At 51.4% G+C, this 26,286-nt stretch carries 30 protein-coding genes and 1 tRNA gene; 20 read left to right on the top strand and 11 right to left on the bottom strand.

The features are described 5' to 3' along the window. Window positions 1-38: 38 nt before the first annotated feature. The 3 genes from MXMO3_RS11335 to hemB form a co-directional block, all read right to left on the bottom strand. Window positions 39-596, bottom strand: coding sequence for a TetR/AcrR family transcriptional regulator (locus MXMO3_RS11335; RefSeq protein WP_117395934.1), 558 nt, complete (start codon window positions 594-596; stop codon window positions 39-41). Beyond that, a complete protein-coding gene (locus MXMO3_RS11330; protein WP_205468011.1) occupies window positions 593-1,111 on the bottom strand; it encodes a dihydrofolate reductase family protein in 519 nt (172 codons plus the stop codon). Before MXMO3_RS11330 ends, MXMO3_RS11335 begins: the two co-directional genes overlap by 4 nt. A gap of 153 nt (window positions 1,112-1,264) precedes the next feature. Then, window positions 1,265-2,281, bottom strand: a complete 1,017-nt coding sequence (hemB, locus tag MXMO3_RS11325) for a porphobilinogen synthase (RefSeq protein WP_117395932.1) — start codon at window positions 2,279-2,281, stop codon at window positions 1,265-1,267. Window positions 2,282-2,365: 84 nt separating this feature from the next. Here hemB and MXMO3_RS11320 point away from each other — a divergent pair, with 84 nt between their 5' ends. From MXMO3_RS11320 to MXMO3_RS11280, 8 genes are all read left to right on the top strand, one after another. Beyond that, the gene (locus MXMO3_RS11320) at window positions 2,366-2,836 is read left to right on the top strand and encodes a DUF6163 family protein (protein ID WP_156905557.1); all 471 of its coding nucleotides are present in this window, start codon (window positions 2,366-2,368) and stop codon (window positions 2,834-2,836) included. A gap of 164 nt (window positions 2,837-3,000) precedes the next feature. Beyond that, on the top strand, window positions 3,001-3,510 hold the full coding sequence (gene ldtR, locus MXMO3_RS11315) for a transcriptional regulator LdtR (RefSeq protein ID WP_036222650.1): 510 nt from the start codon (window positions 3,001-3,003) through the stop codon (window positions 3,508-3,510). 376 nt (window positions 3,511-3,886) lie between these two features. Next, entirely contained in the window at window positions 3,887-5,119 is a 1,233-nt protein-coding gene (locus MXMO3_RS11305; protein ID WP_036222646.1) for a L,D-transpeptidase family protein, read from the top strand. A 15-nt stretch (window positions 5,120-5,134) separates the two neighbouring features. Beyond that, a complete protein-coding gene (locus MXMO3_RS11300; protein WP_027835472.1) occupies window positions 5,135-5,344 on the top strand; it encodes a DUF6898 family protein in 210 nt (69 codons plus the stop codon). Window positions 5,345-5,448: 104 nt separating this feature from the next. Beyond that, on the top strand, window positions 5,449-6,732 hold the full coding sequence (gene glyA / locus MXMO3_RS11295; protein WP_117395930.1) for a serine hydroxymethyltransferase: 1,284 nt from the start codon (window positions 5,449-5,451) through the stop codon (window positions 6,730-6,732). A 12-nt stretch (window positions 6,733-6,744) separates the two neighbouring features. Next, a complete protein-coding gene (gene nrdR / locus MXMO3_RS11290; protein ID WP_027835470.1) occupies window positions 6,745-7,227 on the top strand; it encodes a transcriptional regulator NrdR in 483 nt (160 codons plus the stop codon). Window positions 7,228-7,377: 150 nt separating this feature from the next. Next, window positions 7,378-7,884, top strand: a complete 507-nt coding sequence (gene nusB, locus MXMO3_RS11285) for a transcription antitermination factor NusB (protein ID WP_117395929.1) — start codon at window positions 7,378-7,380, stop codon at window positions 7,882-7,884. A gap of 15 nt (window positions 7,885-7,899) precedes the next feature. Continuing rightward, on the top strand, window positions 7,900-9,114 hold the full coding sequence (locus tag MXMO3_RS11280; RefSeq protein ID WP_162889233.1) for an MFS transporter: 1,215 nt from the start codon (window positions 7,900-7,902) through the stop codon (window positions 9,112-9,114). A 40-nt stretch (window positions 9,115-9,154) separates the two neighbouring features. On the opposite strand, the gene MXMO3_RS11275 is transcribed toward MXMO3_RS11280, so the two are convergent. Then, entirely contained in the window at window positions 9,155-9,595 is a 441-nt protein-coding gene (locus tag MXMO3_RS11275; RefSeq protein ID WP_117395927.1) for an outer membrane protein assembly factor BamE, read from the bottom strand. A gap of 151 nt (window positions 9,596-9,746) precedes the next feature. Between MXMO3_RS11275 and MXMO3_RS11270 the strand changes: the two genes are divergently transcribed. From MXMO3_RS11270 to MXMO3_RS11240, 7 genes are all read left to right on the top strand, one after another. Further along, window positions 9,747-10,298, top strand: coding sequence for a ubiquinol-cytochrome C chaperone family protein (locus tag MXMO3_RS11270; RefSeq protein WP_117395926.1), 552 nt, complete (start codon window positions 9,747-9,749; stop codon window positions 10,296-10,298). 5 nt (window positions 10,299-10,303) lie between these two features. After that, complete coding sequence (locus MXMO3_RS11265; RefSeq protein WP_117395925.1) at window positions 10,304-10,846, top strand: YceD family protein; 543 nt, start codon at window positions 10,304-10,306, stop codon at window positions 10,844-10,846. An 81-nt stretch (window positions 10,847-10,927) separates the two neighbouring features. Then, the gene (plsX, locus tag MXMO3_RS11260; RefSeq protein ID WP_117395924.1) at window positions 10,928-12,025 is read left to right on the top strand and encodes a phosphate acyltransferase PlsX; all 1,098 of its coding nucleotides are present in this window, start codon (window positions 10,928-10,930) and stop codon (window positions 12,023-12,025) included. Further along, window positions 12,022-12,996 carry a beta-ketoacyl-ACP synthase III gene (locus tag MXMO3_RS11255; protein WP_117395923.1) on the top strand — a complete coding sequence of 325 codons (975 nt, stop codon included), beginning with the start codon at window positions 12,022-12,024 and terminating at the stop codon, window positions 12,994-12,996. Before plsX ends, MXMO3_RS11255 begins: the two co-directional genes overlap by 4 nt. Window positions 12,997-13,076: 80 nt before the next feature. Further along, window positions 13,077-13,388, top strand: coding sequence for an integration host factor subunit alpha (locus MXMO3_RS11250; protein WP_027835464.1), 312 nt, complete (start codon window positions 13,077-13,079; stop codon window positions 13,386-13,388). Window positions 13,389-13,407: 19 nt separating this feature from the next. Beyond that, window positions 13,408-13,941 carry a MerR family transcriptional regulator gene (locus MXMO3_RS11245; RefSeq protein ID WP_117395922.1) on the top strand — a complete coding sequence of 178 codons (534 nt, stop codon included), beginning with the start codon at window positions 13,408-13,410 and terminating at the stop codon, window positions 13,939-13,941. Between the two features lie 73 nt (window positions 13,942-14,014). Further along, the gene (locus MXMO3_RS11240) at window positions 14,015-14,434 is read left to right on the top strand and encodes a GFA family protein (RefSeq protein WP_117395921.1); all 420 of its coding nucleotides are present in this window, start codon (window positions 14,015-14,017) and stop codon (window positions 14,432-14,434) included. A gap of 62 nt (window positions 14,435-14,496) precedes the next feature. Here the strand turns inward: MXMO3_RS11240 and MXMO3_RS11235 are convergent, their stop codons facing one another. Continuing rightward, window positions 14,497-15,051, bottom strand: coding sequence for a hypothetical protein (locus tag MXMO3_RS11235; protein WP_117395920.1), 555 nt, complete (start codon window positions 15,049-15,051; stop codon window positions 14,497-14,499). Window positions 15,052-15,086: 35 nt separating this feature from the next. Then, window positions 15,087-15,163: transfer RNA gene (locus MXMO3_RS11230), tRNA-Pro, on the bottom strand. 149 nt (window positions 15,164-15,312) lie between these two features. On the opposite strand from MXMO3_RS11230, the gene MXMO3_RS11225 reads away from it, so the two are divergent. Next, window positions 15,313-16,308, top strand: coding sequence for a phosphotransferase enzyme family protein (locus MXMO3_RS11225; RefSeq protein ID WP_117396795.1), 996 nt, complete (start codon window positions 15,313-15,315; stop codon window positions 16,306-16,308). Here MXMO3_RS11225 and MXMO3_RS11220 read toward each other — a convergent pair whose 3' ends face one another. The 4 genes from MXMO3_RS11220 to MXMO3_RS11205 form a co-directional block, all read right to left on the bottom strand. Continuing rightward, complete coding sequence (locus MXMO3_RS11220) at window positions 16,309-17,568, bottom strand: O-antigen ligase family protein (protein WP_117395919.1); 1,260 nt, start codon at window positions 17,566-17,568, stop codon at window positions 16,309-16,311. It abuts the gene before it with no gap. Between the two features lie 29 nt (window positions 17,569-17,597). Beyond that, window positions 17,598-19,115: an undecaprenyl-phosphate glucose phosphotransferase gene (locus MXMO3_RS11215; protein ID WP_027835459.1), complete on the bottom strand. Its 1,518-nt coding sequence runs from the start codon at window positions 19,113-19,115 to the stop codon at window positions 17,598-17,600. A 77-nt stretch (window positions 19,116-19,192) separates the two neighbouring features. Beyond that, window positions 19,193-20,293, bottom strand: a complete 1,101-nt coding sequence (locus MXMO3_RS11210; RefSeq protein WP_117395918.1) for a glycosyltransferase — start codon at window positions 20,291-20,293, stop codon at window positions 19,193-19,195. A gap of 27 nt (window positions 20,294-20,320) precedes the next feature. Further along, on the bottom strand, window positions 20,321-20,875 hold the full coding sequence (locus MXMO3_RS11205; protein WP_027835457.1) for a polysaccharide biosynthesis/export family protein: 555 nt from the start codon (window positions 20,873-20,875) through the stop codon (window positions 20,321-20,323). A gap of 182 nt (window positions 20,876-21,057) precedes the next feature. On the opposite strand from MXMO3_RS11205, the gene MXMO3_RS11200 reads away from it, so the two are divergent. Together MXMO3_RS11200 and MXMO3_RS11195 are read left to right on the top strand one after the other, a co-directional pair. Further along, window positions 21,058-23,202, top strand: a complete 2,145-nt coding sequence (locus MXMO3_RS11200; RefSeq protein WP_117395917.1) for an exopolysaccharide transport family protein — start codon at window positions 21,058-21,060, stop codon at window positions 23,200-23,202. A gap of 20 nt (window positions 23,203-23,222) precedes the next feature. Next, entirely contained in the window at window positions 23,223-24,278 is a 1,056-nt protein-coding gene (locus MXMO3_RS11195) for a polysaccharide deacetylase family protein (RefSeq protein WP_117395916.1), read from the top strand. A 13-nt stretch (window positions 24,279-24,291) separates the two neighbouring features. Here MXMO3_RS11195 and MXMO3_RS11190 read toward each other — a convergent pair whose 3' ends face one another. Further along, on the bottom strand, window positions 24,292-24,522 hold the full coding sequence (locus tag MXMO3_RS11190; protein WP_162889232.1) for a DUF2842 domain-containing protein: 231 nt from the start codon (window positions 24,520-24,522) through the stop codon (window positions 24,292-24,294). A 102-nt stretch (window positions 24,523-24,624) separates the two neighbouring features. Here MXMO3_RS11190 and MXMO3_RS11185 point away from each other — a divergent pair, with 102 nt between their 5' ends. Next, a complete protein-coding gene (locus MXMO3_RS11185; protein ID WP_117395914.1) occupies window positions 24,625-25,671 on the top strand; it encodes a COX15/CtaA family protein in 1,047 nt (348 codons plus the stop codon). 149 nt (window positions 25,672-25,820) lie between these two features. Further along, window positions 25,821-26,285, top strand: coding sequence for a 50S ribosomal protein L13 (gene rplM / locus MXMO3_RS11180; protein WP_027835452.1), 465 nt, complete (start codon window positions 25,821-25,823; stop codon window positions 26,283-26,285). Window position 26,286: the final 1 nt, after the last annotated feature.

The raw sequence follows: 26,286 nt of genomic DNA, 5'->3' as shown, positions 1-26,286 counted from the left end.
ACCGCCTTTGGCCCACTCTCCCCCCAAATGGTAAGACCCTATCCGTCCAAATTGCTTAAAACCCAGTCCAAACTGCGTTGGAAAACCTCTAGGTCTGGTCCATCACCGTCTGTCGCTGCGGCAACTGCAATTATGTGGCCGTGGGCATAGTCCACCAAAAGATTGAGCAACACATCATGCGGATCGCCTGCGTTTAGAGCGCGGGTCTCTTTGCGTAATTGTTCGGTAAACGGCTCAAGCTGTGATGTCATGAGCGTCGGGTCGTGTAGGGCTGCCTGCACCAAATGCGCATGCTGCGTTCCAGTCTTCACATATCGCAAAACGAGTTCTCTTAACCGTGCTTTGGGCGATGGCGCTTCCAATGGCTTGTTAAGGTCAGTAAAGGCAAAATCGATCATGGAAAGCAAAAGCTCTCTACGTGTGGACACATGGTAACTGACCGCCATCGCAGTGACACCAAGTTCAGCAGCCAATCGGCGGAAAGAACAAGCGGCCAATCCTTCTGATCGCGCAATACATGTCGCCGTTTCGACAATCTGCGTTTTTGACAGTTTGCTTTGGGATCGGCGTGGACGCCCTCTACTTGTGGCGGTCATGATAAAACCCGATAATGTAAATCCACCAATCCCGACCCGAACGCCTCACTTTTTTCGAGCTGCAAGTCAATATCCTGGGGGAGTGTGTCGAAGAGGGGCACGCCGTCGCCAATCAAAATCGGTACGATGGTAATGTGCATGGTGGCGATGTGTCCTTCGGCCAAAAACGATCGGACGATTGCCCCGCCATCAATATAAGCGCGTTTGATGTCTCTTGCATTTAACGTCTTCATCAACGCCGATGGTGATTGATTCAAGATCTCAACTTTGTTGGCTAAATGCGCTGGAACATCTGCATCTTTTAGTTGCTGACTGAGCACAATCACCGGCTTGTTGTAGGGCCATTCCCCGAAACTCAACACGGTGCGGAAAGAATTGCTGCCCATAACGATGACATCAATAGACGCGATGAAATCATCGTAGCCGTGATCCTCACCTTCGGTCTTTTGTTTCATCAGCCAATCAAGTTGGTGGTCTTTGCGGGCGACAAAGCCATCGAGGCTCATCGCCATCATCACATGTCCACTGGTCATCAATCACTCCATTATTTATGCGGCGTATAAATAATGGTTGATTTGCAATTGGCAAGGCAAAACTGTTTAGGCACAAAAAAAGGGGGCGATGTGCGCCCCCTTGGTATTTTGACTATTGATAGCGTGATTTGCAGCTTATTTTTGCAGAAGCCTTGCCACATCCATCGCAAAGTAGGTCAGAATGCCCGAACAGCCAGCGCGTTTGAACGCGATAAGGCTCTCCATCATTGCCGCTTGACGATCAAGCGCACCAGCGGCGGCGGCAAATTCGATTTGTGCATATTCGCCTGAAACTTGATAGGCGAAGACAGGCACATCAAACTGATCTTTGACTTCTCGCACAATGTCCAAATAGGCCATGCCGGGCTTCACCATCACCCAATCTGCGGCTTCAAGAAGGTCTTGTTCAACCTCGCGCAAAGCTTCGGCCCGATTAAACGGCTCAAGTTGATAGGTCTTTTTATCCCCCTTCAAGCGCGCACCCGAGCCAACGGCGTCGCGGAATGGACCATAAAAGGCCGACGCAAACTTTGCCGCATAAGAAAGAAGAATGACATTTTCATAGCCCTCATTGTCGAGGGCCTCGCGCAATGCGCCGATACGACCGTCCATCATGTCAGATGGCGCAATAATATCCGCACCTGCTTTTGCTTGATTGAGCGCCTGTTTGATCAAAACCGCAACGCTCTCATCATTCAATATGACCTCACCATCCATCAGCCCGTCATGGCCGTGGCTGGTGTAAGGGTCAAGGGCAACGTCAGCAATCAATCCAATGTCCGGCACTTCCGCCTTGATGGCGCGCAAGGCGCGACACATGAGATTGTCCGGATTGTAGCTCTCACGGCCATCCTCGGTGCGACGATCATTTTGGGTGCACGGAAACAGCGCAAGGGAAGGGATGCCCAAATCCCGCGCTTCTTTGGCGGCTTCAACCGCCAAATCAATGCTCAACCGTTCAACGCCGGGCATGGTGGCAATCGACTCGCGCGAGTTCTCTCCATCAAGAATAAAGAGCGGCCAGATCAAATCGCGCACGGTAAGATCAGTTTCTTGCACCATGGCACGGCTCCAAGCAGCCTGCCGCGTACGGCGCATCCGCTTGCCGGCAAGAAAATCAAGGTCTGCTTTTTCACGGTTTTGTTGCGTCATGGTCGCTCCTTGGTCAGTTCATATCGACAAGTGTTACGTCAAAGCATAAATTCAACCAAGGGGCTATATTCGATCCGTGGCATTTTGGCAGAAAAAGCTGCGGCACCTTGCCACTGGCGGATCGGCAGGATATGGGCAGACAAAGCTCAAAGGGGAACTGATTTGGCGTTTTCGGAAAAACCACATTCATTTGCGGCACGCGTGCTGGCGATTGTCGCGTTGGCGCACGGTCTTTTCGCTATTTTTTATCATTTTGGCGCCACCCGAGATGTGAATGTGCCCGTTGACGCGTTAGGAAATATTGCGTTCGCCATTATCATTTTATGTGCATTGTTGCGATTGCTGGCAGCTGTTGGTTTATGGAGTCTAACCGCCTGGGGCGGTGTTTTACTAATTGTTGCCAATGTTACCGAGCTCGGCGCCGCATTCTGGTCGCCCAAAATCCTCGATTTTTCGTTGCTGGAAATTGCGCTGAGAGTCCTTGTTTTATTGGCCGTTGCGGCACTTTTGATATGGTCCAATTGGAGCCATAAAAAACGCAGTTACTATTTGTAAGGGTTTCTAATTCGTAACCTAAGGTAAGAAGTTAGAAAGCTAAAAATCCTAATTTTATCAGTAACATATTTTTAAGTCTGTATTTTAAACTGATCTTATTTGCTGGCCCGTAGATTAGCCCCATAGACACGAAAAATCGTGCGACCAATAACAGTGAGGCAAAAATGGGTATCAATACAATGAAAGTGCAGGCACATTTGCCTGTCGAAGAAGAAGGTCTAAAACCGCGTTACCTGGAGGCGGTGTCACGCGTTGAGCGTTTGCATCGTCGCCTGCTAGATCTTGTGAAAGATGAATTCGATCGGATGGGCTGGGACGATATCAATCCCGTACAAGCGATCATGATGTTCAACATTGGCAATTCAGAGCTGACCGCGGGCGAATTGCGCTCACGCGGCTACTATTTGGGCTCCAATGTGTCGTACAACCTGAAAAAGCTGGTTGATACGGGCTACATTTTCCAAAATAAATCAAAAACAGACCGTCGTTCTGTGCGCATCCGCTTGACACCTAAAGGTGAAGAAGTGGCCGAAGTGATCGACGAGCTTTATGACCGTCACTTGAAATCAATTGCAGAAGTGGGCGGCTTGGACGAAAAAGAATTTGAAGGCTTGAACTCAGCATTGGCGCGCTTGGAGCGTTTCTGGGTCGACCAAATTCTGTATAAACTTTAAGCGATTTACGCAAACTGATTGGTCGAATGTGCCGGCGTCGGATTGAACCGACGCCGTTCAACCCAACGACACGCTATTTTTAAAGCATTTTCCGACTCGCGCCTATTGCAGCATCATTGCATGGCCGCGTGCCTGCCACTTTCCCAACCTATGTAGATCCGTCGGTTCCACAATGATCCATGGCGCCATCCCACGCACTTTTGCGTCCCAATTGGTGGATAATTTGGGAGCAGGGCACTCTCCTTGGTAAGTTTTCATGATTTGAACAAAAAGAAATGAAAAGTGTGAGCGAATCGATTGTTGTGAGCAACCGAGCAACCTGCTATGGGTCTCGCAATAAAAGGGCAGAACATCTTCAACATTTGGGATCGTAAGCATGAATCAACTGAATTGGCTGGCAAAATTGACCTTTACCTTGCGCGCAGGTTGCGGCGCACTCGCTCTTGCTGGTTTGATGGCGGTTCCAAATGTCGCGTTCGCCAATGAAACGGACAATAAAGAAGCTGCACAAGAGGCAATCGATAGTGTTGAGCCCATTCTGTCCTATGAAACATCTTATAATTTGATCGCTGCCATCAAACGTTACGAGCAAATCGTTGCCAACGGTGGTTGGGAAGAAATGACCCGAGGGTCATATGGTCTGGAAAAAGGCGATGATCGCGGCCATGTGCGCGCATTGCGCCGCCGGCTGATCGCTTCAGGTGACCTTGAAGATACGGGACGCCTTTCTTCGGAATTTGATGATGAGCTCGATGCTGCTTTGCGCCAGTTTCAGGCGCGTCATGGCCTGCAGCTGACCGGTCTCATCGACCAGGAAACCTATTTGACGCTCAATATTCCTGCTGAAACCAAGCTGGCCCAACTGCGGCTTAATCTTGAGCGGGTCAATCAGGTGGTTGGCGAATTGTCGACCCGCTATATCGTCGTGAACATTCCTGCCGCCAGCATTGAAGCGGTGGAGAATGGTGTTGTTGAACGCCGCCATACGGCAATTGTGGGCCGTATTGACCGTCAGACCCCGATTTTGACGTCAAAAGTGCATGAGATTAACTTCAATCCTTATTGGCATGTGCCCAAAAGCATCATTCGCCGGGACATCATTAAATATATGAACCAAGATCCCGAATATCTCACCAATTATCGGATCAAGATTTATGATGCCAATGGCGAAGAATTAGACCCGCAATCCATCGATTGGTCGACTGAGGAGGCTGTTCAGTATGCCTTCCGCCAAGAGCCAGGGGCGGAAAACTCAATGGGTCATGTGAAAATCAACTTTCACAATCCACACGCCGTTTATTTGCACGATACACCGCAAAAATCACTGTTCGGCCAAAACCGTCGCTTCCATTCGTCAGGCTGTGTGCGGGTCGAAAACGTTGACGAGCTTGTTTCATGGCTCTTGCGCGAAAACGAAACCGACTGGAGCTTGCCTTCAGTTGACGCCGCGTTTGATTCTGGTGAGCGGATGGATGTTGGCTTGGAAAAACCCGTGCCAATCATCACCACCTATATTACCGCTTGGGCAAATCGCGATGGTGTCGTAAGTTTCCGCAACGATATCTACGGATATGATGAAGCGGGCAGAGTGGACTTTGCCAGCAACTAGCCTGGAGACATTTCTATGAGAGAGCGCGGCACGCGGCGGCATATGGCGCCAGAACTTGGTGAGGTGCTGTTCGAATTTGTGCAGCTGGGCGGGCAAATGCGCGTTGCGGCAGTACATGCGGAAACAGGCAAAGAAGTCACCATCATCGCGCCTCTTTCCGCAAGTGAATTGCAGATGAAAAATCTGGCGGTGGCAAAATTACGCCGCGCGCTTCTCCGCAATTAGTTCTATAGCTTTCGAAAACGCCAAAACTCGGCTTGGATAAAGCCCGGGCCTGTGCTAAGCGATCCCCACCGAAAATCAGATCTCATCCATTCTGGGGACGTTAAATGACTGATATTTTTCCAAATTTCTTTTCCCACTCGCTGGCGCAATCAGACAATGAAATTGCGCAGGCCGTGGCCGCTGAACTCAATCGTCAGCAAACCGAAATCGAACTAATCGCTTCTGAAAACATCGTGTCAAAAGCGGTGATGGAAGCACAAGGTACTGTTCTTACAAACAAATATGCCGAAGGCTATCCTGGTAAACGCTATTATGGTGGTTGCCAGCATGTTGACGTGGTCGAAAATTTGGCCATCGATCGGGCCAAGCAATTGTTCGGCTGTGAATATGTGAACGTACAACCCAATTCAGGCTCTCAGGCCAACCAAGGTGTTTTCCAAGCGCTTATCAAGCCAGGCGACACCATTTTGGGCATGAGTCTTGATGCTGGTGGACACCTGACCCACGGCGCGCGGCCAAACCAATCTGGTAAATGGTTCAATGCCGTGCATTACGGTGTGCGCAAAGAAGATGGCCTGTTGGACATGGACCAAGTGCGCGAATTGGCGAAAGAGCACCTGCCAAAGCTGATCATTGCTGGTTTCTCTGCCTATTCTCGTGTGCTGGACTTTAAAGCCTTCCGCGAAATCGCTGACGAAGTTGGTGCTTATTTCTTGGTGGATATGGCGCACGTGGCTGGCCTTGTGGCTGGTGGGCAATATCCAAGCCCATTCCCGCACGCCCATGTGGCAACAACCACAACCCACAAAACATTGCGCGGGCCACGTGGTGGCATGATCATGACCAACGATGCTGACATTGCCAAAAAGCTGAATTCTGCGATTTTCCCAGGTATTCAGGGTGGGCCGCTGATGCATGTGATCGCAGGTAAGGCTGTGGCCTTTGGCGAAGCATTGACAGATGACTTTAAGAACTACACGAAACAGGTTGTTTTGAATGCTAAAAGTCTTGCTGACGCTTTGATGAAAGGCGGCTTGGATATCGTTTCTGGCGGCACTGATAATCACCTGATGTTGGTGGATCTGCGGCCGAAAGGCGTGACCGGCAAAGCGACGGAAGCTTCTTTGGAGCGGGCGCACATCACCTGCAATAAAAACGCTATTCCTTTCGATCCTGAAAAACCGTTTGTGACCTCAGGCATTCGTGTGGGCACACCTGCTGCCACATCGCGTGGCTTTGACGAGGCCGATTTTGCCCGCGTAGGCGAGCTGATCGTGCAAGTGGTTGATGGGCTTTCCCAAAATGGGGAAGATGGCAATGCTGACGTGGAAGCGGCAGTACGCGAAGAAGTGAAAAAGCTCACTAGCGCTCACCCAATCTACTCATAATAAGGGGCCCAAATGCGCTGTCCTTACTGCGGAAATCAAGACACACAAGTCAAAGATTCCCGGCCAACAGAAGACTATAATTCAATCCGCCGCCGCCGGGTCTGTTCCGGCTGCGGCGGGCGCTTCACCACGTTTGAACGCGTGCAATTGCGCGACATCATGGTGGCAAAAAAGTCTGGCCGTAAGGTGCCATTTGACCGCGAAAAATTGGCGCGCTCGATCAACACTGCTTTGCGTAAACGCGAAGTGGATGCCGAGCGCGTCGAACGCCTGATTTCAGGCGTTGTCCGGCGGCTGGAAAGTCTGGGCGAGAGCGAGGTCACGTCCGAGACCATTGGTCATCTGGTGATGGATGGCCTCAAGGAACTGGATGATGTGGCCTTTGTGCGCTTTGCATCAGTCTATAAGAACTTCTCCCGGGCCGACGACTTCAAGGCTTTCTTGTCTACGTTGAATGAGGCTGATGAGCCACCTGCGGACGAGAGCGAGACATAATAAGTCTGCATTTGGGCATTTGAAGCCACAAACAAACCCCGTTTAAACTTTTTTGTCGCATTGTGCGCTATGGTCTGGTATGCGCAAGCGTTAAACACGCCTGCATGTAAATGTGCGCGATAGACCCATTTCCCGATCCCGGAAGAGTTGATGAGCAGTTCTAAATCATCCCAAGACAATAAACCCAAAGCCGCTCTCAAAAAAGCCAACCAGCGCGGCGCGGCTCGCCTTGCGGCTGTGCAAGCGCTTTATCAGATGGATGTGGGGCGGACGTCGCTGGATCATACTCTGTCGCAATTCATGACCTTTTATATGGGTCAGGAAATTGAAGGTGACGAATATCTACCGGCGGACAAAAACTATTTCAAATTGATCGTAGAAGGTGTGTCCAAGCACCAGCTGCAGATCGATCCAATGGTCGACGGCTCGTTGCTGGAAGGGTGGCCCGTTCACCGTATCGACAGCACCTTGCGCGCCATCCTGCGGGGTGCGACGTTTGAGCTGCTGCACAAAAAAGATATTCCTGCCAAAGTGATCATCACCGAATATGTAGATATTGCCCGGGCCTTTTTCGAAGGCGATGAGGCGCGCATCGTCAATGGTGTGCTGGACAATATCGCCCACCAAACACGCAAGGACGAGTTTACGTCCAAATAATCTGGAGCCATGGCCATGACCGTCGACGCTGAACCTCGGACCCATAAACATGTGGGCCGCAATATTAGTTTGTTGTCGATGACGCAAGCGATTGTCGGTTCAAACCAGGCCATCATTATGGCGGTCGGCGCGCTCACTGCCGCTTCATTGGCTCCTGCCAAATCGATGGCTACTCTACCAACAACCTTCATGATCCTGGGCTTGGCGCTCACCGCAGCGCCTGCAACCAAAATCATCTATGCCCTCGGGCGCCGTCGTGGCTTTATGCTCGGCGCCGCAATTGGCATGGTCGCTGGCATTGTTGCCGGTCTTGCTGTGTATCTGAGTTCATTTTGGCTCTTTGCTGCGGCATTGGCCATCGTGGGCTCCTCGGCAGCATTCGGCCAGCAAATTCGATTTGCCATTGCCGACAGCGTACCTGAGCCCATGCAGGCCAAGGCGATTTCTTGGGTGCTGCTGGGGGGCGTTGCGGCTGGCTTCTTGGGCCCGCGCTTGTCTTACATCACCAAAGATTGGGTTGGCGGCGTCGAGTTTACAGGATCGTTTCTCATCATTGCTGTCCTGTCCGCTATTGGCGTCTTGATTCTCAGCCAAACCAAGCTGGCGCCTGTGCGCCGAAAGCAAACCGGGGAAGCTGCGGGCCGAACCGCGCGCGAATTGATCCGTGTGCCGGAAATCTTCATCCCGCTGGCCACGGGTATGGCATCTTACGCGCTCATGACATTCGTGATGGTGGCCGCGCCGTTGGCCATGGTTCATGTGTGTGGGCATTCGCCAGAAGCGGCCACAAACACGATCCAGTGGCACATTATTGCAATGTTCCTGCCCAGCTTGGTCACAGGGCACATCATTTCGCGCATTGGCACTCACGCCGTTGTGGGCATCGGCATGTTGCTGATTCTTGGCTGTGCGTTGATCAATCTCAATGGCACCAGCACGCTCCACTTTGATTTGGCTTTGGTGCTGCTCGGCGTGGGGTGGAACTTTGGCTTTATCGGCTCCACAACCATGTTGGCGAAAGCCTATCGGCCTGAGGAAGCCTCAACAGCGCAGGCGCTCAACGAGCCATTGGTGTTTGGCACCATGGCTGTGGCTTCAATCAGCTCTGGCTTTCTATTGGAAAATATCGGCTGGGAATCGATCAACGTGATGGTTCTGCCGATCGCCACTGCGGCCTTGGCGCTGTTGGCATGGGGCGATTACCGTCTACGGCAAGCCAAACGGGCATAAAAAAAGGGGGCGGAATTCGCCCCCTCATCAAACCATCAATTTAGAATGATAGTGAACCAAGCAATTGCTGCAGGAACGAGCGATCTTGGCCAAAGCCCGGTGTGCGGCGCGATACAACATCGACGACCTTACCATCTTCAAGGCCGTAAACCGCCTTGTCTGTCACGCGATCTTTTTTGTCGAAATAAACAGCCAAAACGGTGCGTGATTTGACGGAAGTGAGGCCAAATGCCGTCTTCTCGACTTTGGTTTCCACATAATAATAAGCTTGTTCATCGCCAAAAGTGTTGGTGGTTTGGGGTGAACCCAACACAAACTCAACCAATTCTTTGGAGACGCCGGGGCGCACTTGCTCAAGACTGTCCTCAGGAATGTCATAGCCTTGGGTGCGTTGCTGTGTGAGGCAGCCAGACAGGCCAACTGCAACAAAAACAACAAACAATATGGAAAGAAAACGATTTGCAGAACGCAGGACCATCATATAATTGGCTTTCTGTGACAATCTCGATTAACTAGTCTAAACACGAAGTGAGTACGTAACACTGTTTAGCTGGCATATGCCCGACTTGGCAAGCCAACAAACATCAATGATACTCAACAACAGCTTTGCGGCATAAAACGACGAAAAGAAGATGATTTTCAACCCCTTTCGTAAAAACCCACATGCTGATGCTGCCTATGCGGTTTATAATGCCATTGTGGCGCAATCTCGGCATCCAGACTTTTATTTGCACTACGGCATCCACGATAATGTAACCGGGCGGTTCGATATGATCGCCTTGCACCTGTCTTTGGTTTTCCACCGTTTGCATGAAGAGGATGAGCAGACCAGACAATTTGCGCAAACACTTTTCGATCTTTTCTTTAAGGACATGGACCGCTCTTTGCGCGAAATGGGAGTAGGCGATTTGACCGTGCCTAAAAAGGTCAAGAAAATGTCAGAGCTGTTCTACGGGTTGCTTGGGGCAATCAAAGATTATTTTGATTCCAAAGATGTTGAGGGGTTAACCCAAGCGCTGTCGCGCAACCTTTTTGATCCAGAAGACCCGGAAAACGCCAAGATTTTGGCGCACTATTGCTTTGGGCAGCTGGATCATTTAGACCCGCAAGGTCAAATTGACAAAGGAACGCTCAATCTATTGTCGCCAAATGATGCAATTCAGGCTGGCGGCGGGCAAGGTTAAACATTATGGCGGCGCAAAATCTAAACGAAATGCTCGATCTCGAGGTGCGGCTCTCTGAAGTGCCAAGGGACGGGCGCGACTATGACTTTGAGGCGGATGACGCCATCAAAGAATTGTTGGTTGAAGAAACTAAGCTCAGCAGCGTTGAAGCCTTTCAAGGCAAAATCGCCGTGCGGCCCTTTCGCGGCGGCTATCAGGCCACAGGGCAAGGCACTGCTATTGTCGAGCAGGCATGTGTAGTGACGCTTGAACCCGTGAAAGAGGATGTTACGCTGGACTTTGAGCGTATCTACATGCCCGGCAAGCCGCCAGTTGTGGACGTGCCGCCAAATGCCGAAGTGTTCGTTAATCTCGATAGCGAGCCAGATCAGGATTGGTTCGAAGGCGACTATATCGATTTGGCCCCAATGGTGGTGGAAACCCTGCTGCTGTCGCTTAATCCTTACCCGCGCAAAGAGGATGCGGAACTTGCCGATATCCAAGACGATGATGACGACTCAAATGAGTCTCCTTTTGCCGCGCTCGCGGCGCTAAAGGACAAGAAATAAAGTCATTTTTCGTGAAAATAACTTGTGTCATGGCCTGTCTTGGATAAGCTGCGGCATAACGGAGTGCGAATAAAGAGAATAATGTCAGATTCAATCATCATTTCCGTTGATGCCATGGGCGGCGACAATGGGCCCGAAATCGTGGTGGAGGGCGCAGCCCTTGCGCTGATCGAGCGCCCCAAGGCAAAATTCATTTTCCATGGGCGTGAAGATGAGCTGAAACCGCTTTTGGCAAAATACGACAAGCTGCAAAGCGCCTCTGAAATTCGCCATTGCGACAATGTCATCTCCATGGACGATAAACCTTCCCAAGCCCTGCGAAAAGGACGGGGAAAATCGTCCATGTGGAACGCCTTGCAATCTGTCAAAGACGGTGAGGCGCAGGCCGCCATTTCAGGCGGCAACACTGGCGCTTTAATGGCAATGGCCACCTTTTGCTTGCGACCGATGGAAGGCATTTCACGTCCGGCACTGGCGGCGTTATGGCCGACATTGCGCAGCGAAAGCGTTGTGCTTGATGTTGGCGCAACTGTTGGCGCCGACGAGCAACAATTGATCGATTTTTCTATTTTGGGGGCGGCCATGGCGCGCGCCTTGTTCGACGTTGACCAGCCCAGCATCGGCTTGCTCAATGTCGGGGTGGAAGAGGTCAAAGGCCTGGAAGCCGTAAAAGACGCCTCCAAGCAATTGCATGCCCATTCGGGCCAAGGCTTCAAATATCATGGCTTTGTTGAAGGCGATGATTTGGGCAAGGGCACTGTGGATGTGGTGGTCACTGAAGGGTTTACCGGCAATATTGCGCTGAAAACAGCCGAAGGCACAGCACGGCAGGTCGCAAGCTATTTGCGCACCGCGCTCAGCCAAAGCTGGCTTTCAAAAATTGGCGCACTGCTGGCCATGGGGGCGATGCGCACCTTGCGGTCCAAGATGGACCCGCGCACCGCTAATGGTGCTGTGTTTTTGGGCGTGAACGGCATTGTGATCAAAAGCCATGGCGGCACAGATGAAATCGGCTTTAAGAGCGCGCTGGGCTTGACCTATGAAATGGCGCATAACCAATTGATCAAGAAGATTGGCGAGGGGCTGCAGGAATATGCCGCCTACGATGCGGATCAAGCAGATGATGATGCTGATCAAGAAAACGATGATAATAAAAACAACGAGGTAGGTTCAGCGTGACCAATTTGAAAACGATTGTGCGTGGCGTGGGCCATTATTTGCCAGAGCGGATTGTTACCAATGATGAATTGGCGCAACGTGTGGACACATCTGACGAGTGGATCACCCAGCGAACCGGCATCAAGCAACGCCATGTGGCCGGGGATGATGAATTTACCTCGGACCTTGCCACCAAAGCGGGTTTGAAAGCGATTGAAGCTGCAGGTTTGACGCCACAGGACATCGATTTGATCGTGTTGGCAACCACCACGCCTGACCGCACATTCCCCGCTGCCGCAACAACTGTTCAACGCAATCTCGGTATCACACACGGTGCCGCATTCGATATTCAGGCTGTTTGCTCCGGCTTTGTCTTTGCAGTTGCCACAGCCGATAGCCATTTGAAAAATGGATTGGGCAAGCGGGCGCTGGTGATCGGTGCGGAAACATTTTCGCGGCTGTTGGATTGGGAAGACCGCACCACCTGCGTATTGTTCGGCGATGGTGCCGGCGCCATGGTGCTTGAAGCTGTACCCGAGGACCAGGAAGACGGACGCGGCGTTCTGTCGTCTTCACTGCGTTCTGATGGCAACCATTGGGAAAAGCTTTATGTGGATGGCGGCCCGTCATCTACAGGAACCGTTGGTTTCGTGCGAATGCAAGGCCGCGAAGTGTTTCGCCACGCCGTCGGCATGATTTCGGATGTGGTGGAAGAGGCTTTTGCGAAGGCTGGCAAGACGGTGGATGAGCTAGATTGGTTCGTGCCGCACCAAGCCAACCGTCGCATTATTGATGGCGCGGGCAAAAAACTGAAAATTCCGGCCGAAAAAGTTGTGGTCACTGTGGATAAGCACGCCAACACGTCGGCTGCATCGGTGCCGATGGCGCTTAGCGTGGCTGTGGACGACGGACGGATCAAGCAAGGTGATCTTGTCATGATTGAGGCCATGGGCGGCGGGTTTACCTGGGCTGCGTCCCTTATTCGGTGGTAATTGAGTAAAACTCATACATTGACCGATACAAAACGTGGTTCTATGCTCATAGAACTATTGATCTTTTTTGCGGGGAAGTCATGAGCGGAAAAACGTTAACGCGAGCTGACCTAAGTGAGGCTGTGTACCAGCAAGTGGGTCTCTCACGGGCGGAATCAGCCGATTTGGTTGAGCGCGTATTGGAACTGATGAGTGATTCTTTGGTGGAAGGTGAGAGCGTTAAGTTGTCATCATTCGGCTCATTTTTGGTGCGATCGAAAAACGAACGCGTAGGCCGAAACCCGAAAACGGGCGAAGAAGTGCCGATTTTGCCGCGCCGTGTATTGGTTTTTAAGCCCAGTAATGTGCTAAAATCCAAAATCAACAAATCTATGCTGTCCAGCAAGAAATAAGTGATTAGCGAGGGATCAATTGCAGAAGTCGCCAGACGCTTTTCGAACCATTTCAGAAGCTGCTGACGAGCTTGATCTCCCGCAGCATGTTTTACGCTTTTGGGAAACGCGCTTTAAGCAGATTAAGCCGTTAAAACGCGGCGGTGGGCGCCGCTATTATCGCCCAGATGATGTGCAGCTTTTAAGCGGCATCCGCTATTTGCTCTATGATGAAGGTTTCACCATCAAGGGCGTTCAAAAAATCCTCAAAGAACATGGCGCACGCCATGTGATTGCCATCGGCGAAAAGGGCGCCATCGAACCCGTTGCACCTGTTGGTGCACTCACGAATGGCGATGGGGCTGATCAAGAGAACCAAGACGTTGAAAATGGGCATCAAGCCGATTCCAGACCCGACATGTCGAGTGAAATCACGGTCAATGAAGCCATTGAAATTGCAAAGAAGGCAGGGGTGACGGACACCTATTCACGTGCGCGCTTGAATGAAGCGTTGACCGAACTGCTGGAATGCAAGCGCATCTTGGAGGATGCAGTGAAATCCAAGTCTGAGTGAAATCTGATTAGATATATTGATGTTAGGCTCTGCTGGACCTCCAGCAGGGCCTTTATTTTGGGAAGGGCATGAGATGAAAAGACGCGGCGGTTGTTTTTGTGGTGTGGTGCAATATGAGCTGAATGGTAATGTTTTTGGTGCGCGATCATGTCATTGCTCTCGCTGTCGAAAAGCATTCAGCGCCCAAGCCAATTCCTACGCGGTGATCACACCCGGCAGTCTCAAATGGTTGAGCGGTGAGGACAACCTCAAGAAATATCCAGAAGAGGGCCATGAAGGCCGCCTATTTTGCTCAACCTGTGGCTCTAGCCTTTGTGGCGTGGTTGATGGCGAAATCCACGGCATCACACTTGGCTGCTTGGACGATGATCAAGATATTGAAATCAAAGCACATATCTTTGTAGGGTCAAAAGCATCATGGGAAGTGATGCCTGAAAATGTGCCCCAATTTGATCAATTTCCCGATGATATCGAAATCCTGACAAAGCCCTAATCTCGCGGCGTCTTGAGAAGCTTCCATGTGCTGGACGCATGATGGGGAACTTACGCTTTTGCTCAAGAACTGGTGCTCGTCCGATAATGGACTTCATGCATCGCCGCCAGCTTCGCCAAAATGCGATCAAGCTTCTTATATTCATCCGGGGTGATGTAGGGCAGGGCTATATAAGAGAACTCGCGGCCATCAGCCATTAGGGAAAGGCCTGAACGCAACGGACTGAACGCCAAGCCACGGCTGGGATGGGTGAGGCAAAGCTCATCAATCTCATGCCATCGGGTTGCGGAATTGAGAGATTCACCAGTGCCGCAAATGCCGTCTGCGTTTACGTAAACCGGAAAAGTGATCGCCTCATTGTTAAACTGGCGAAACCAAAAATATGCCAGCGCTGCAAACAGGCCAACAAAGATGATCGCCGCGATCACGAAATGCGATAAACGCTGCATTTCAGACAGTCCGGCCAAGAAAAACACGCCGACAAAAAGTGCCGATAAAGCAATAAACCAGTCCCAACGGAACTGGTATTCGCGCCATGGGATATAAATCTCACACGGGGCATCATCGAAAATAGGCTGTTTGGCATCAACGGACTTTAACCGCGCGAGCAACGACAAATTAGGCTCTTAAGTTCAAAAAATGGCTTTAAAAATGGTCGGAGCGGCAGGATTTGAACCTACGACCCTCTGTCCCCCAGACAGATGCGCTACCAGGCTGCGCTACGCCCCGACATGGCGCAATGTCTAACTAAGTTTTTGAGTTGGCGCAAGCCAAAGGCGCTTGGCGAGTCAAATTTTTTAGTATTGCGCCGATGAAAATTTCATTTTGGTGTTTTTACATTTATGCGTTATGCCCACACCCCAAGCGGGAAGGGCATTATGCACGATCAGATTGAGCAAACCGGAATCAGCGCCAACAAATTGGCGGCGGCTTTGGCCCTTTGGCCTGCGTGGCAGCGCGCTGATTTTCAGCTGATCAACCACACAGAGAACGCGACTTTTTTGCTGACGCTCCCGGACGGCAATAAATCTGTGCTGCGGGTGCACCGCTATGGCTATAACAGCGCAGCCGCAATTCAGTCTGAACTGGCGTGGATGCAAGCGCTACGCCGCGACAAAGGCATGTTTACGCCCACGCCCATCCCTGGCGCGAACAGCGCCGCCCTGCAATCGGCACCTGTAAACATCAATACTGAAGTTCCCGCTCAGTTTATGGTGCTGTTTGAATTTGAAACGGGCCGTGAGCCTAGCGAGCATGACGATCTGCAACATTCGTTTGAAGAGCTAGGACGGCTGGCGGCAAAGGCGCATCAACATGTGCAAAGCTGGACACCGCCGGACGGTTTTGAACGGCTGCAATGGACGGAAAACACAATTCTTGATCCAGACGGATTGTGGGGCGATTGGCGCAAAGCGCCGCTTATGGACGCGCGCCGCGCGGTTTATCAGCAGTTGGACCAAACGCTTCGCCAACGGCTCATAGCATTCGGTAAATCAAAAGCACGCTACGGCCTCATTCATGCAGATATGCGGTTGGCCAATCTGTTGATCGACGGGGACCAAACCAAGTTGATCGATTTCGACGATTGCGGCTATTGCTGGTATCTTTACGACTTCGCCGCCGCAATCTCGTTCATCGAAGATAGCCCAAAGGTGCCGCAATTGCGGGATGCTTGGTTGAAGGGTTACCGTGAAATCCATGCGCTTTCAAAAGAAGATGAAGCCGAGCTGGAGACGATGATTATGCTGCGGCGCATGGCGCTCACCGCCTGGATTGGGTCGCACATTTCATCACCGTTTGCCGCCGAAATGGCTAAGGATTTTGTGCCGCGCGGCGTGCCACTCATTGAGAATTATCTGGCGACTCACGGCTGACTACGGCAGGTAACGTTCCGCGCGGGGCGGGCCGACTTTGTCATAACCTGAGGTGACCCCCCAAATGACGCCCATAACCAAAAAATAGTGCCGCCAATGGTCAACATCGATGATCGCCGCCTCGATGCTAAGGGGGATAAAGGTCGCCAAGGCCGGGATCAGCAGCAAGCGGTTGGGCGAAGCGATGGCCATGCAGCGAATGCCGCGATTAAGTGTCATCAACACCATCCAAACAAACGCCATGCCGCCGAACCAGCCATAATCCAAAAACACCTTGAGATAGGTGTTATGCGGCTCTTCAGTGATGCGCATAGACGAAAACTGTGATGGGCCCGTGCCCAATGGCGTTTGCAACGCGAGGGCATAGCCCCAGGCCTGACGTCCAAACCGACCGGTTTCACCACCATCATAGCTTTGCACCAACGCAAAGCGCTGCACGAAGAGTTCCTGTACTTCAGGGATGGATAAAAGGCCGAGCAATGCGATGAACAAACCAATCGTTCCCAGAATGGCCAAAACAATCATACGTAGTTTTTCACGTGCAGTGGCTTCGAGCAGAAAATTGAACAGAAAGACCAAGCCCGCTGTAACAACCAAATGTCCCCATGCGCCGCGTGAAAAGGAAACAAAAATTCCCACGAACAGGATGAGAAAGAAGATGCTGTTCACCAACATGTCTTTGGGTTTGCCCAAAAGAATGCGTTGAAACACATAGGCCGTGGGCAGCATCAAAAACGGACCATAAACGTTGGGGTCATTGAACATTGCCTTGGCGCGGCCGAAGCGCAGAAAAATGTCGCCGCCAGGCAAGATGCCCAGATAGGCGGTGGTCCCCAAAATGGCGCTCAACAATGCAGCGAACAAATACGCCTTGTTGATCGTGCGCATGCGCCGCCACGGGTTTTCGCTAACATAATTGGCGATGAAATAGCCTGTGAGCATCAAGAACAGCGTGACCGTGGTGAAAATCAACGCTTCCATAAGCGTGCCATATTTGATTTGCGTCACGGCGATATAGGCAGGCGGGATAAAGCAAAGAATGGCGATCAACAGATTGTTGGTGCGCCAATGCATTTTCATCCCGCCAACGATGGCAAGCGCGAACACCGCGAAAAACAAAAGCTCATAGGGCGCGGGCTCAAATAGAACGAAAAAGCCACTCCCGATCCAAATAGGCACCAAAAACCGCATCGCAGCATGTGCCAAAAGAGGCACGCCGCGATCGGTGGTGTCATTTGAAAGAGGTGTGGTGATGCTCATGCCATTCCACCTGAGACGCGAGAGGCGCCTTAATAGGCGCCTTCACTTTTGCTGACCAAAGAAATCGGTGTCATGAACAGGATATAGATATCCATAAAAATCGACCAGTTTTCGATATAGTGCAGATCGTGGCTCACCCGCTGCAGCAGCTTCTCGGTGGTATCGGTTTCACCGCGCCAGCCATGTATTTGCGCCCAACCTGTGATCCCCGGTTTCACCCGATGTCGGGCGAAATAACCGTCCACGGCGTCATGATAAAGTTCATTGGCGGCTTTTGCCTGCAACGCATGGGGGCGAGGGCCGCAAATAGACAACTCACCGCGCAACACGTTGAGAAATTGCGGCAACTCGTCAAGTGAAGTCTTGCGAATAAATCGTCCAACTTTTGTTACGCGCGGATCATCTTTGGTGACCAGCTTTGACGCTTTTGCGTCCGACATATCCGTATACATCGACCGGAATTTATACACCTCGATCAGCTCGTTATTAAACCCGTGACGCTTTTGTTTGAAAAACACGGGGCCCTTGCTGTCGAGCTTGATCATGATGGCCGTAATCAACATAACGGGCGAAAACAGCAGCAACGCAAACAAAGCGACGCTCTTGTCAAAAATCCATTTGACCACAAGATTCCAGTCCGAAATCGGACGGTCGGCCATGTCGAAAACAGGCACATCACCCAAAAACGAATAAGCACGGTTCTTGAATTTCAGTTTGCTCATATGCGCGGAAAGGCGGATGTCTACGGGCAGAACCCAAAGTTGTTTCACCATGTGCAAAACGCGCGCCTCAGCAGATACGGGCAGCGACACGATGATGAGATCGACGCGCGTTTGGCGGGCGAACTCCAACAAATCGGCAACCTTGCCCAGTTTCGGGCAATCGGCGACAATATCAGGAGAGCGTTTGTCGGCCCGGTCATCAAACATGCCAAGAAGTTCGATGTCGTTCACGGCGGTCTGGCGGATGCTTTCGATCAAAAACTCTGCTTCATGCCCGCCGCCGACAATCACCGTGCGACGCTTGAGCCGACCTTGCCCGGTCCATTCCATCACCTTCTCACGCACAAAATAGCGGAACACAACGATTGTGAGTGCACCCAGGCCAAACCAACTCACCAGCCAAACGCGTGAGAAATATTCGCCCAACTTGACCAAAAACAGTCCCACCAGCACAAGGCCCAGTGTGGCTGACCAAGCGCCAAAGGCGCGGCTGGTTTGGATGATCCGGGTACGATAAACGCTAATCTCGTGCGAGTTGGCGATGTTGAACGCAAACAATGAAATCAACAAAGAGATGCCAATCAGCGCTGCATAATGGCTAAATTCTTCATTGCCGACATAGACAAAATAGATGATGAAACCCAGTAGGCCAAGCAAAGCGGTTTCAATGGCCTGCACTGTCCCCACAATCACCATGCTGGAAATGGCGGGCTCAACTGGCGCATCAGCAATTTTTTGTGCGAGCGCCGTCAATTTTTTATCGCCATTTCCGCGATTATTGCCCACATATTCCGCAACGACACGCTTTGGATCTATTCGAAACATATTATTCCCCAAACCTCTACTGTCGCGAAATATAGGGGAGGAGAGTGAAAACCGAGTGAAAGCAGAGGGTTAATAATCTATTGAGCAGATTCGTATTGTGCGAGAATTGACGAAACCATCTGGCTGGTCACAAACTCTTGGTGCACATACTCAAATAGGCGGCGATCGGCAGGCTGCTCTTGGGCTGAGCGCGCCAACGCTTCACTCATTTTTTCCAACAGCGCATTGGAATCGGCTGCCGGGATAAGCTCATCGGCGCAAGGGCCGTAGATCTCTGGAATACCGCCAACATTTGTCGCAATAACATGTTTGCCGGCCGCGATCGCTTCCATCACGATATAGGGCAGTGATTCCTTAAGTGAAGGCACGATGACGTTTTCTGCGTGCGCAAATCCTTGAACAGCGGGTTTGGCACCTGCAAAGGTCACATTGTCCGCAATGCCTAGTTCGCGTGCTTGGGTTTCAAACATCTCGCGGTGCGGTCCATCACCAATCATCAGCAACCGCAACTCTTTATCCGTGCGGGTGCATAGCGTGGCAAAAGCCTCTAGCAGATAGGCGATGCCCTTCAAGTCGCGCAATTCACCAACGAATACGAAATCAAAAGAATTGTCGCTGGGAACTGGCGTAAATTCAGCTTCGTCCAAGCCGTTGTGAATAACAATACCGCGGGTGCCCACGTCAGCAATGGCTCTATTGTATGTTTTTTGGGCGTAGGCGCTTTCAAAAATGATTTTGGTACTGGCGCGAACCAGCAGCTTTTCCAGGCGATGAAACACGAAACCGGCGGGCGACCGACTGGAAAAATGCAACGCGCCGCCATGGGGTGTATAGAACGCTTTAGCGTTTAAACCCATGGCACCTAACCGGGCGTGAAATCCGCCTTTTGCCCCGTGTCCGTGCACAATGTCGATGTCGAGTGCTCGTACCAGTCCGCGTATTTTAAACGGTGTGGTCAGATCAGCGGCACCAAACAACCGCGGAATGGGCATTTCGTGGATGCCGAGCTGCGCATGGGGGGCCAGAGCGGCCAGCTTCTCATCGGTTTGAGAGTCTTTTGAAAGCTCATCAACAACAATGGCCACTTCGTGACCCGCGGCATCAAGGCCTTTGGTTAAGTCACTGACATGGCGAAATAATCCGCCAACAGGCGCCCGTAAAATCTGAAGGATCTTCACGACAACTATCGACCTTTGTTGGAAGTGTTAAAGCCAGCGCTCATGCACGACAATGGTGTCACTTGGCATCAAGACGAAATCAAGCGGAACCTTTTGCTCCAGCACTTGTCCGTTTTGCTTGCGATAAAGGGTAACGCTTGAACGTTGGGCCACATCGGTGAAGCCACCGGCCACCGCGATCGCGTCGCGCACATTCATGCCATAGACATAAGCAAACTGCCCTGAACTTGCGACTTCGCCTTCGATAAAGAACGGCCGATAGGTAGCGACCTCCACTGCGACATTGGGGTCGCGCAAATAGCTTTCGGCAAGCCGCGCTGTGATCAACGCGCTGGCTTGGTTTGTGGTTTTGCCGCGCAAATAGATTCGGCCAACCAATGGCATGGAGCTATATCCAGAATCATCAATACCGTAGGTGTTGGTCAATTGCGTGTCATTATAAACAGAAACGCGAATGACATCGCCTGTATCCAGCCGATAGGGGACGTTTGGGGGTTGAGTGTCTAATGTCGGTTTGCCCAAATTCGCACACCCGCCAAGAGCGATTAAAGCCGTCAAAAGCAAAAGCTGAACAAAACGCATAGTCGAACCCACTTGATTACAGTTGCTATATCCATGCCGGATTATAGTTAACAATAAGCAAAGTTTGCTCGAAAACCGTATGCAATTGTGCGTGCAATGGATGTCCGGATTAACCAAATGCTTACCATAAGGGGGCATGTATGGAGAACGACGTGCACGCACAGCAATGAAGGATTCGGCGCATGACCCAGAATGGGGCCTCGAGCTACGAAGACGTACAGATCAATATTCACCATTTAATGGGGGCAATCTTAAAGCGGTTGCCGCGCATTTTAATTGTGACCTTGATCATTGCGGGTGCTGTTTATGTGCTCACATCCATGATGACACCCAAATATGATGCCACGGCGTCAATTCTGGTTGAGGCACGCCTTGATAGCTTTATCAGCAGTTCTGACCGCCAACAGGGCGGATCACGACAGGCCGCTGATGATGCGGCAATTGCCAGTCAAATCCAATTGCTGAAATCACGCGAGACGTTGCTGCAGGTTGTTGATCAATTGGACTTGCGTTCAAATCCTGAATTTACACAGTCAAGCGGTGGGCTGATGTCCAGCTTGATGGGGCTTTTAGGACGGGAAAAAACAGCGTCTCCCAAAAGCCTGGATGATCGGATCGTCAATAAACTTAACAGCAATATTGTTGCCGCACGTGCGCGGGATAGCCGGGTGATCGACATTACCTATCGGTCGGAAAGCCCGCAGACCGCTGCAGAAATTGCAAATGCCTTGGCAACGGCATTGGAGAAGCGTCGTTCAAATCTTACAATTGAAGACACAGCGAACGCCACCAAATGGCTTGAGCAGGAAATTGATCGTTTGCGCCGCGACGTGACAGCCGCCGAAAACAAAGTTGCCGAATTTCGAGTGAACAATGATTTGTTCACGGGGCAAAGCAATAACTCGTTGCTCGGGCAGCAGCTTTCAGAAATTTCAAGGCAAATCAGCGCGACGAGTGAGCGCAAAAACGCGGCGGCGACACGTTCGCGCTTGATTCAGGACTTGCTGAAAAAGGGACAACCCCTTGAATCTGTTCCGGATGTTCGCGAGTCCCCGATTGTTCAACGCATGCTTGAGCAAAAAGCAAACTTTCAAGCCTCTCGCGCTGAAAGCGCCGCAACGCTTTTGGATGACCACCCCACAATTCAAGCGTTGGACGCGCAGATCTCTGACATTAATAAGCAAATTGCCGCCGAAGGTCGTCGCATTGCGCAAGCCTTGGCCACGCAAGCCGAGATTGAAGAAGAACTTGAAAAGTCGCTTCAGGATGATTTGACCCGCTTGAAACTGTCCGCCTCCAGCGCAGAGCGCTCTGGCGTGACATTGGCAGATTTGGAACGCGCGGCCAGCGCTCAGCGCGACCTGCTGAATACATTCTTGGCACGATTGAGTGAAGCCACGGCCCGCACCAATAGCGGCGCGACGTTCCCGGATGTACGCACCATCTCAACCGCAAGCGCGCCGAACACGCCAGCGTCACCAAAGAAAACGATGCTCACAATTGTCGCGGCAGCGCTTACGCTTGTGGTGCAGATTGGATCGATCATTGTTGGAGAATTGGCGTCTGGTCGTTTGGTACATTTGCGTCAGGGTAAAGCCGAAGCCGAGGGCCGCGAAATGGTTGCGGCACCGGTTGCTGCGCCACGTCCTGCCGAGACAGAAACAGCAGATATACCAGATGAACATAAGATGCCGGAACGTGCGCCGCAGACCGCGCCGCATGGTGATGTTTTTGCAAAAGATGATGTGCACAAGATCGCCCACAAAGAGACTAAAATTGCGGATGATTTGCCTGTAGTACTTAGCGAATTGGCGTTGTCGCAGCAGCATGTTGTGTTGGTGGCAACACCGCGTGCAGGTCGTGGCGATCAAAGATTAGCGGCCGAATTGATGGCCAATATTGCCGCCAACGGCCAAACCGCTGTCGTGGTCAATGCTGGGGGAGCTGATCATCTGCCCTCAACCAAGGGCCTCACCGATTTGTGCGAAAATGAAGCGGAATTTGGGGATGTTATCCACGGCGGACGCGAAGAGAACCTTTTCTTCGTCCCATGGGGCACGAAAGATCGCCTGCGGTTTAACTCGCCTGATTTCATGCTGTTGATTGATGCGCTTGGGGCGCTTTATGATTTTGTCATTGTTGAGTGCGGCCAGTTGGGTGCACGGTCTCCAATTGTCGCTTTTGCCGATAGCGGCGCGCACCTTGTTTTGCCGAACGAGGGCATAAATCGCGCACAATTTGATAAAATTCGCGATGACGCCAGAAGCCTTGGTTTAGGGTTTTGCCGTATCACCGATCTCAATGAGCGCGACACAGACGTCGCCTAATCCAAAGCAACGGATCTTTTGTGGCTGGTTTAAAGTATAAAGTTCTAAAGGCTGGCTTCGAAGTGCTGGCCGCAACGCGTCTCACCGGGCTCATTCGCCTTTTTTCAGCGTCCAAAGGCGTTATTTTTACGCTTCACCGTGTTTTGCCAGATGGGCCACAAGCCTTTTCGCCAAATGCAATTTTGCAAATAACACCTGAGTTTCTGGAGCAGGCAATTATGGCCTGCCGCACCCACGATATTGATATTGTCGACCTGACCGAAGCCCGCAAGCGGATTGAAGCATCGGACAAAACCAAAAAATTTGCCGTATTCACATTCGACGATGCCTACCGCGATAATCTGCAATTTGCGCTGCCGATCCTGAAGAAGCACAATTGTCCCTTCACCCTTTTCGTGCCCACGGCATTTCCCGACGGGGAGGGCGATATTTGGTGGCAAGCGCTTGAGGATATAATCGCGCAAAATCCAAGCGTCGAGATCACCTTGGGTGAGCAGCAAATGCAGTTTGCCACCCAAACCACCGAAGAGAAATCGACCGCGTTTGATGAAATCTACTGGCACATGCGCAAAGTGCCTGAGCCTGATCGCGTGGCCCTGATGCATAAACTTGCAAACCAATATGGATATGATTTGCGCAAGCAGTGTGAAGAGTTGATCATGTCATGGGATGAGCTTAAATCCTTTGCGGCCGAGCCACTCTGCACCATTGGTGCACACACAGTTCATCATTTTGAATTGAAAAAACTACCAAAAGAAGAGGCAAGGGCAGAGATTTTGCGCTCATTCGATGTGCTGGAAGAAAAACTTGGGAAACGCCCAACTCATTTCTCCTACCCGCTTGGCGGGCCACTTTCGGCGGGCATGCGCGAGTTCGAATTGGCGGCTGAATTAGGCGTTGAAACGGCTGTGACCACACGCCCCGGCGGGCTTTATCATGATCATGCACAACATTTAACGGCGTTACCCCGCATTTCGCTAAATGGCTATTTCCAAGAGCAACGTTTTTTGGATGTGTTTTTGACCGGCGCGATCTTCACGGCGCAAGCAGGCATGAAACGCGTCAATATCAGCTAACCGGCTGAAAATGCTAGGCGTAAGGATCTTCATTTTCGCCGGGGCCGGGGGCTGACATCCATTTGATGGCCCATGTCGCTGGCACAAACCAGCCAAACCCAGCAACCGCGAAATAAATCAACTGCACCCAATTGGGCAGCTGCATAAACGCGAATTCATAAAGCAAGACGCCCAACACAGCATAAGTGATCATAATTGCGACCAGCAGGGGAATGCCCAATAGTTTTTTTGTGCGACGCTTCATCTTGTCCTCATTCATGACCGGGCCTGCGGCAAAAACTGGCATTGCGCCGCAACGCCAAAGGCTTTACCACACTCTACCAAATTAACAAGTTGTGAGTGCCACATGAGCTCGACCGCCTCGATTAGCGTTCAATCACAAGACAAACTGCGCCCCGTGCGAATTTGGCTTTATTGCCTTGCCGTGCTGATTTTGATCATGGTGGCCGTTGGCGGCGCAACGCGCCTCACGGATTCCGGTCTCTCCATCACCGAGTGGAAACCCATTTCGGGCATGATCCCGCCGCTCAGCATGGCCGATTGGCAAGCAGAGCTTGAAGCCTATCGGCAAATCCCAGAATACCAGCTCATCAATAAAGGCATGAGCCTTGAAGAGTTTAAGTTTATCTTCTGGTGGGAGTGGGGACACCGCTTCTTGGGGCGTGTTATCGGATTGGCCTTTGCCATTCCATTCGTCATCTTTCTGGCGCAAAAGCGCTTGAACTGGCAGCTTGCGCCTTCTTTGTTCATTCTATTTATCCTTGGCGGCTTTCAAGGGTTTTTAGGCTGGTGGATGGTGAGCTCCGGGCTGACTGAGCGCGTCGATGTTTCCCAATACCGATTGGCAACGCACTTGAGTGCGGCCTGTATCTTGTTTTTGGCCATCATTTGGGTGGTCCGTCGCCTGCGCCATGTTGATCCGATTTGGGTTGAAAAGGGCTGGCGCCCGCTCGTGTGGGTGTTTGGTGGCCTTGTCTTCATCCAGCTTATTGCAGGTGCATTTGTTGCCGGCATGGATGCGGGGCTTGCCTACAACACATGGCCTTTGATGGACGGCGGTTTGGTGCCAAGCAACATCTACACCTCAACGCCCATGTGGTTGGACGCGTTTGAGGACATCACCACAGCTCAGTTCAATCACCGCACATTTGCCTATGTCATAGCCCTGTTTGCGGCGATTTTGGTCTATCGTGCCTGGAAAAATACTCAATTTGCTGGCGTCCACGCCTGGATGCTGGTGATCGCGGCGCTGGTGATTATTCAAATCCTGTTGGGCATTTTTACGCTGATTTATGTCGTGCCACTCAGTCTCGCTTTGGCGCATCAGGTCACCGCCTTTTTGCTGCTTGGCGCCATTGTGGCCTATCTCGCTGATATGAAAAGAGAAATCTAGAGGTATTTTAATACCGCTTGCGTAAGATGTTGAAATATAGGCATAAAAACTTTTTTGTTGACGTGCCTTCAAAAGTAGCCTAAATCCTGCGCCGAACCGACGGAATAGGGGCCGTTTGCCCCTTTCTCGACCAATCAAGGAAATACATAATGAAGACCTACTCGGCGAAACCGAGCGAGATCGAGAAAAAGTGGATCTTGATCGACGCAACTGACGTGGTTGTGGGCCGCTTGGCAGCTGTTGTTGCCACTCGTTTGCGCGGCAAGCACAAGCCATCTTACACGCCGCACATGGATTGCGGCGACAATGTAATCATCATCAATGCTGAAAAGGTAAAATATACCGGCAAGAAGCTTGATGACAAGATTTTCTACTGGCACACCGGCCACCCAGGCGGCATCAAAGAGCGTTCAATGCGCGATTTGTTGACTGGCAAATATCCTGAGCGTGTGTTGGAAAAAGCCATTGAGCGCATGATGCCGCGCGGTCCCTTGGCCCGCCAGCAGCTGAAAAACTTGCGCGTTTACACAGGCGCTGAGCATCCTCATGAAGCTCAAGCTCCAGAAGTGTTGGACGCAGCCTCTCTCAATGCCAAAAACAAGCGGGTGAAATAAC

Source organism: Maritalea myrionectae (assembly GCF_003433515.1).
GTDB classification, from domain to species: Bacteria; Pseudomonadota; Alphaproteobacteria; order Rhizobiales; family Devosiaceae; genus Maritalea; species Maritalea myrionectae.
Note: the sequence above shows the minus strand (reverse complement) of the source record. Positions and strands in the feature narration are given on the sequence as shown.

Bases quoted from the DNA above. Each gene is read 5' to 3' on its own strand.
- MXMO3_RS11335 (WP_117395934.1), bottom strand. From the start codon at position 596: ATGACCGCCACAAGTAGAGGGCGTCCACGCCGATCCCAAAGCAAACTG.
- MXMO3_RS11330 (WP_205468011.1), bottom strand. From the start codon at position 1,111: ATGATGGCGATGAGCCTCGATGGCTTTGTCGCCCGCAAAGACCACCAA.
- hemB (WP_117395932.1), bottom strand. From the start codon at position 2,281: ATGACGCAACAAAACCGTGAAAAAGCAGACCTTGATTTTCTTGCCGGC.
- ldtR (WP_036222650.1), top strand. From the start codon at position 3,001: ATGGGTATCAATACAATGAAAGTGCAGGCACATTTGCCTGTCGAAGAA.
- MXMO3_RS11305 (WP_036222646.1), top strand. From the start codon at position 3,887: ATGAATCAACTGAATTGGCTGGCAAAATTGACCTTTACCTTGCGCGCA.
- MXMO3_RS11300 (WP_027835472.1), top strand. From the start codon at position 5,135: ATGAGAGAGCGCGGCACGCGGCGGCATATGGCGCCAGAACTTGGTGAG.
- glyA (WP_117395930.1), top strand. From the start codon at position 5,449: ATGACTGATATTTTTCCAAATTTCTTTTCCCACTCGCTGGCGCAATCA.
- nrdR (WP_027835470.1), top strand. From the start codon at position 6,745: ATGCGCTGTCCTTACTGCGGAAATCAAGACACACAAGTCAAAGATTCC.
- nusB (WP_117395929.1), top strand. From the start codon at position 7,378: ATGAGCAGTTCTAAATCATCCCAAGACAATAAACCCAAAGCCGCTCTC.
- MXMO3_RS11280 (WP_162889233.1), top strand. From the start codon at position 7,900: ATGACCGTCGACGCTGAACCTCGGACCCATAAACATGTGGGCCGCAAT.
- MXMO3_RS11275 (WP_117395927.1), bottom strand. From the start codon at position 9,595: ATGATGGTCCTGCGTTCTGCAAATCGTTTTCTTTCCATATTGTTTGTT.
- MXMO3_RS11270 (WP_117395926.1), top strand. From the start codon at position 9,747: ATGATTTTCAACCCCTTTCGTAAAAACCCACATGCTGATGCTGCCTAT.
- MXMO3_RS11265 (WP_117395925.1), top strand. From the start codon at position 10,304: ATGGCGGCGCAAAATCTAAACGAAATGCTCGATCTCGAGGTGCGGCTC.
- plsX (WP_117395924.1), top strand. From the start codon at position 10,928: ATGTCAGATTCAATCATCATTTCCGTTGATGCCATGGGCGGCGACAAT.
- MXMO3_RS11250 (WP_027835464.1), top strand. From the start codon at position 13,077: ATGAGCGGAAAAACGTTAACGCGAGCTGACCTAAGTGAGGCTGTGTAC.
- MXMO3_RS11240 (WP_117395921.1), top strand. From the start codon at position 14,015: ATGAAAAGACGCGGCGGTTGTTTTTGTGGTGTGGTGCAATATGAGCTG.
- MXMO3_RS11225 (WP_117396795.1), top strand. From the start codon at position 15,313: ATGCACGATCAGATTGAGCAAACCGGAATCAGCGCCAACAAATTGGCG.
- MXMO3_RS11220 (WP_117395919.1), bottom strand. From the start codon at position 17,568: ATGAGCATCACCACACCTCTTTCAAATGACACCACCGATCGCGGCGTG.
- MXMO3_RS11215 (WP_027835459.1), bottom strand. From the start codon at position 19,115: ATGTTTCGAATAGATCCAAAGCGTGTCGTTGCGGAATATGTGGGCAAT.
- MXMO3_RS11205 (WP_027835457.1), bottom strand. From the start codon at position 20,875: ATGCGTTTTGTTCAGCTTTTGCTTTTGACGGCTTTAATCGCTCTTGGC.
- MXMO3_RS11200 (WP_117395917.1), top strand. From the start codon at position 21,058: ATGACCCAGAATGGGGCCTCGAGCTACGAAGACGTACAGATCAATATT.
- MXMO3_RS11190 (WP_162889232.1), bottom strand. From the start codon at position 24,522: ATGAAGCGTCGCACAAAAAAACTATTGGGCATTCCCCTGCTGGTCGCA.
- MXMO3_RS11185 (WP_117395914.1), top strand. From the start codon at position 24,625: ATGAGCTCGACCGCCTCGATTAGCGTTCAATCACAAGACAAACTGCGC.
- rplM (WP_027835452.1), top strand. From the start codon at position 25,821: ATGAAGACCTACTCGGCGAAACCGAGCGAGATCGAGAAAAAGTGGATC.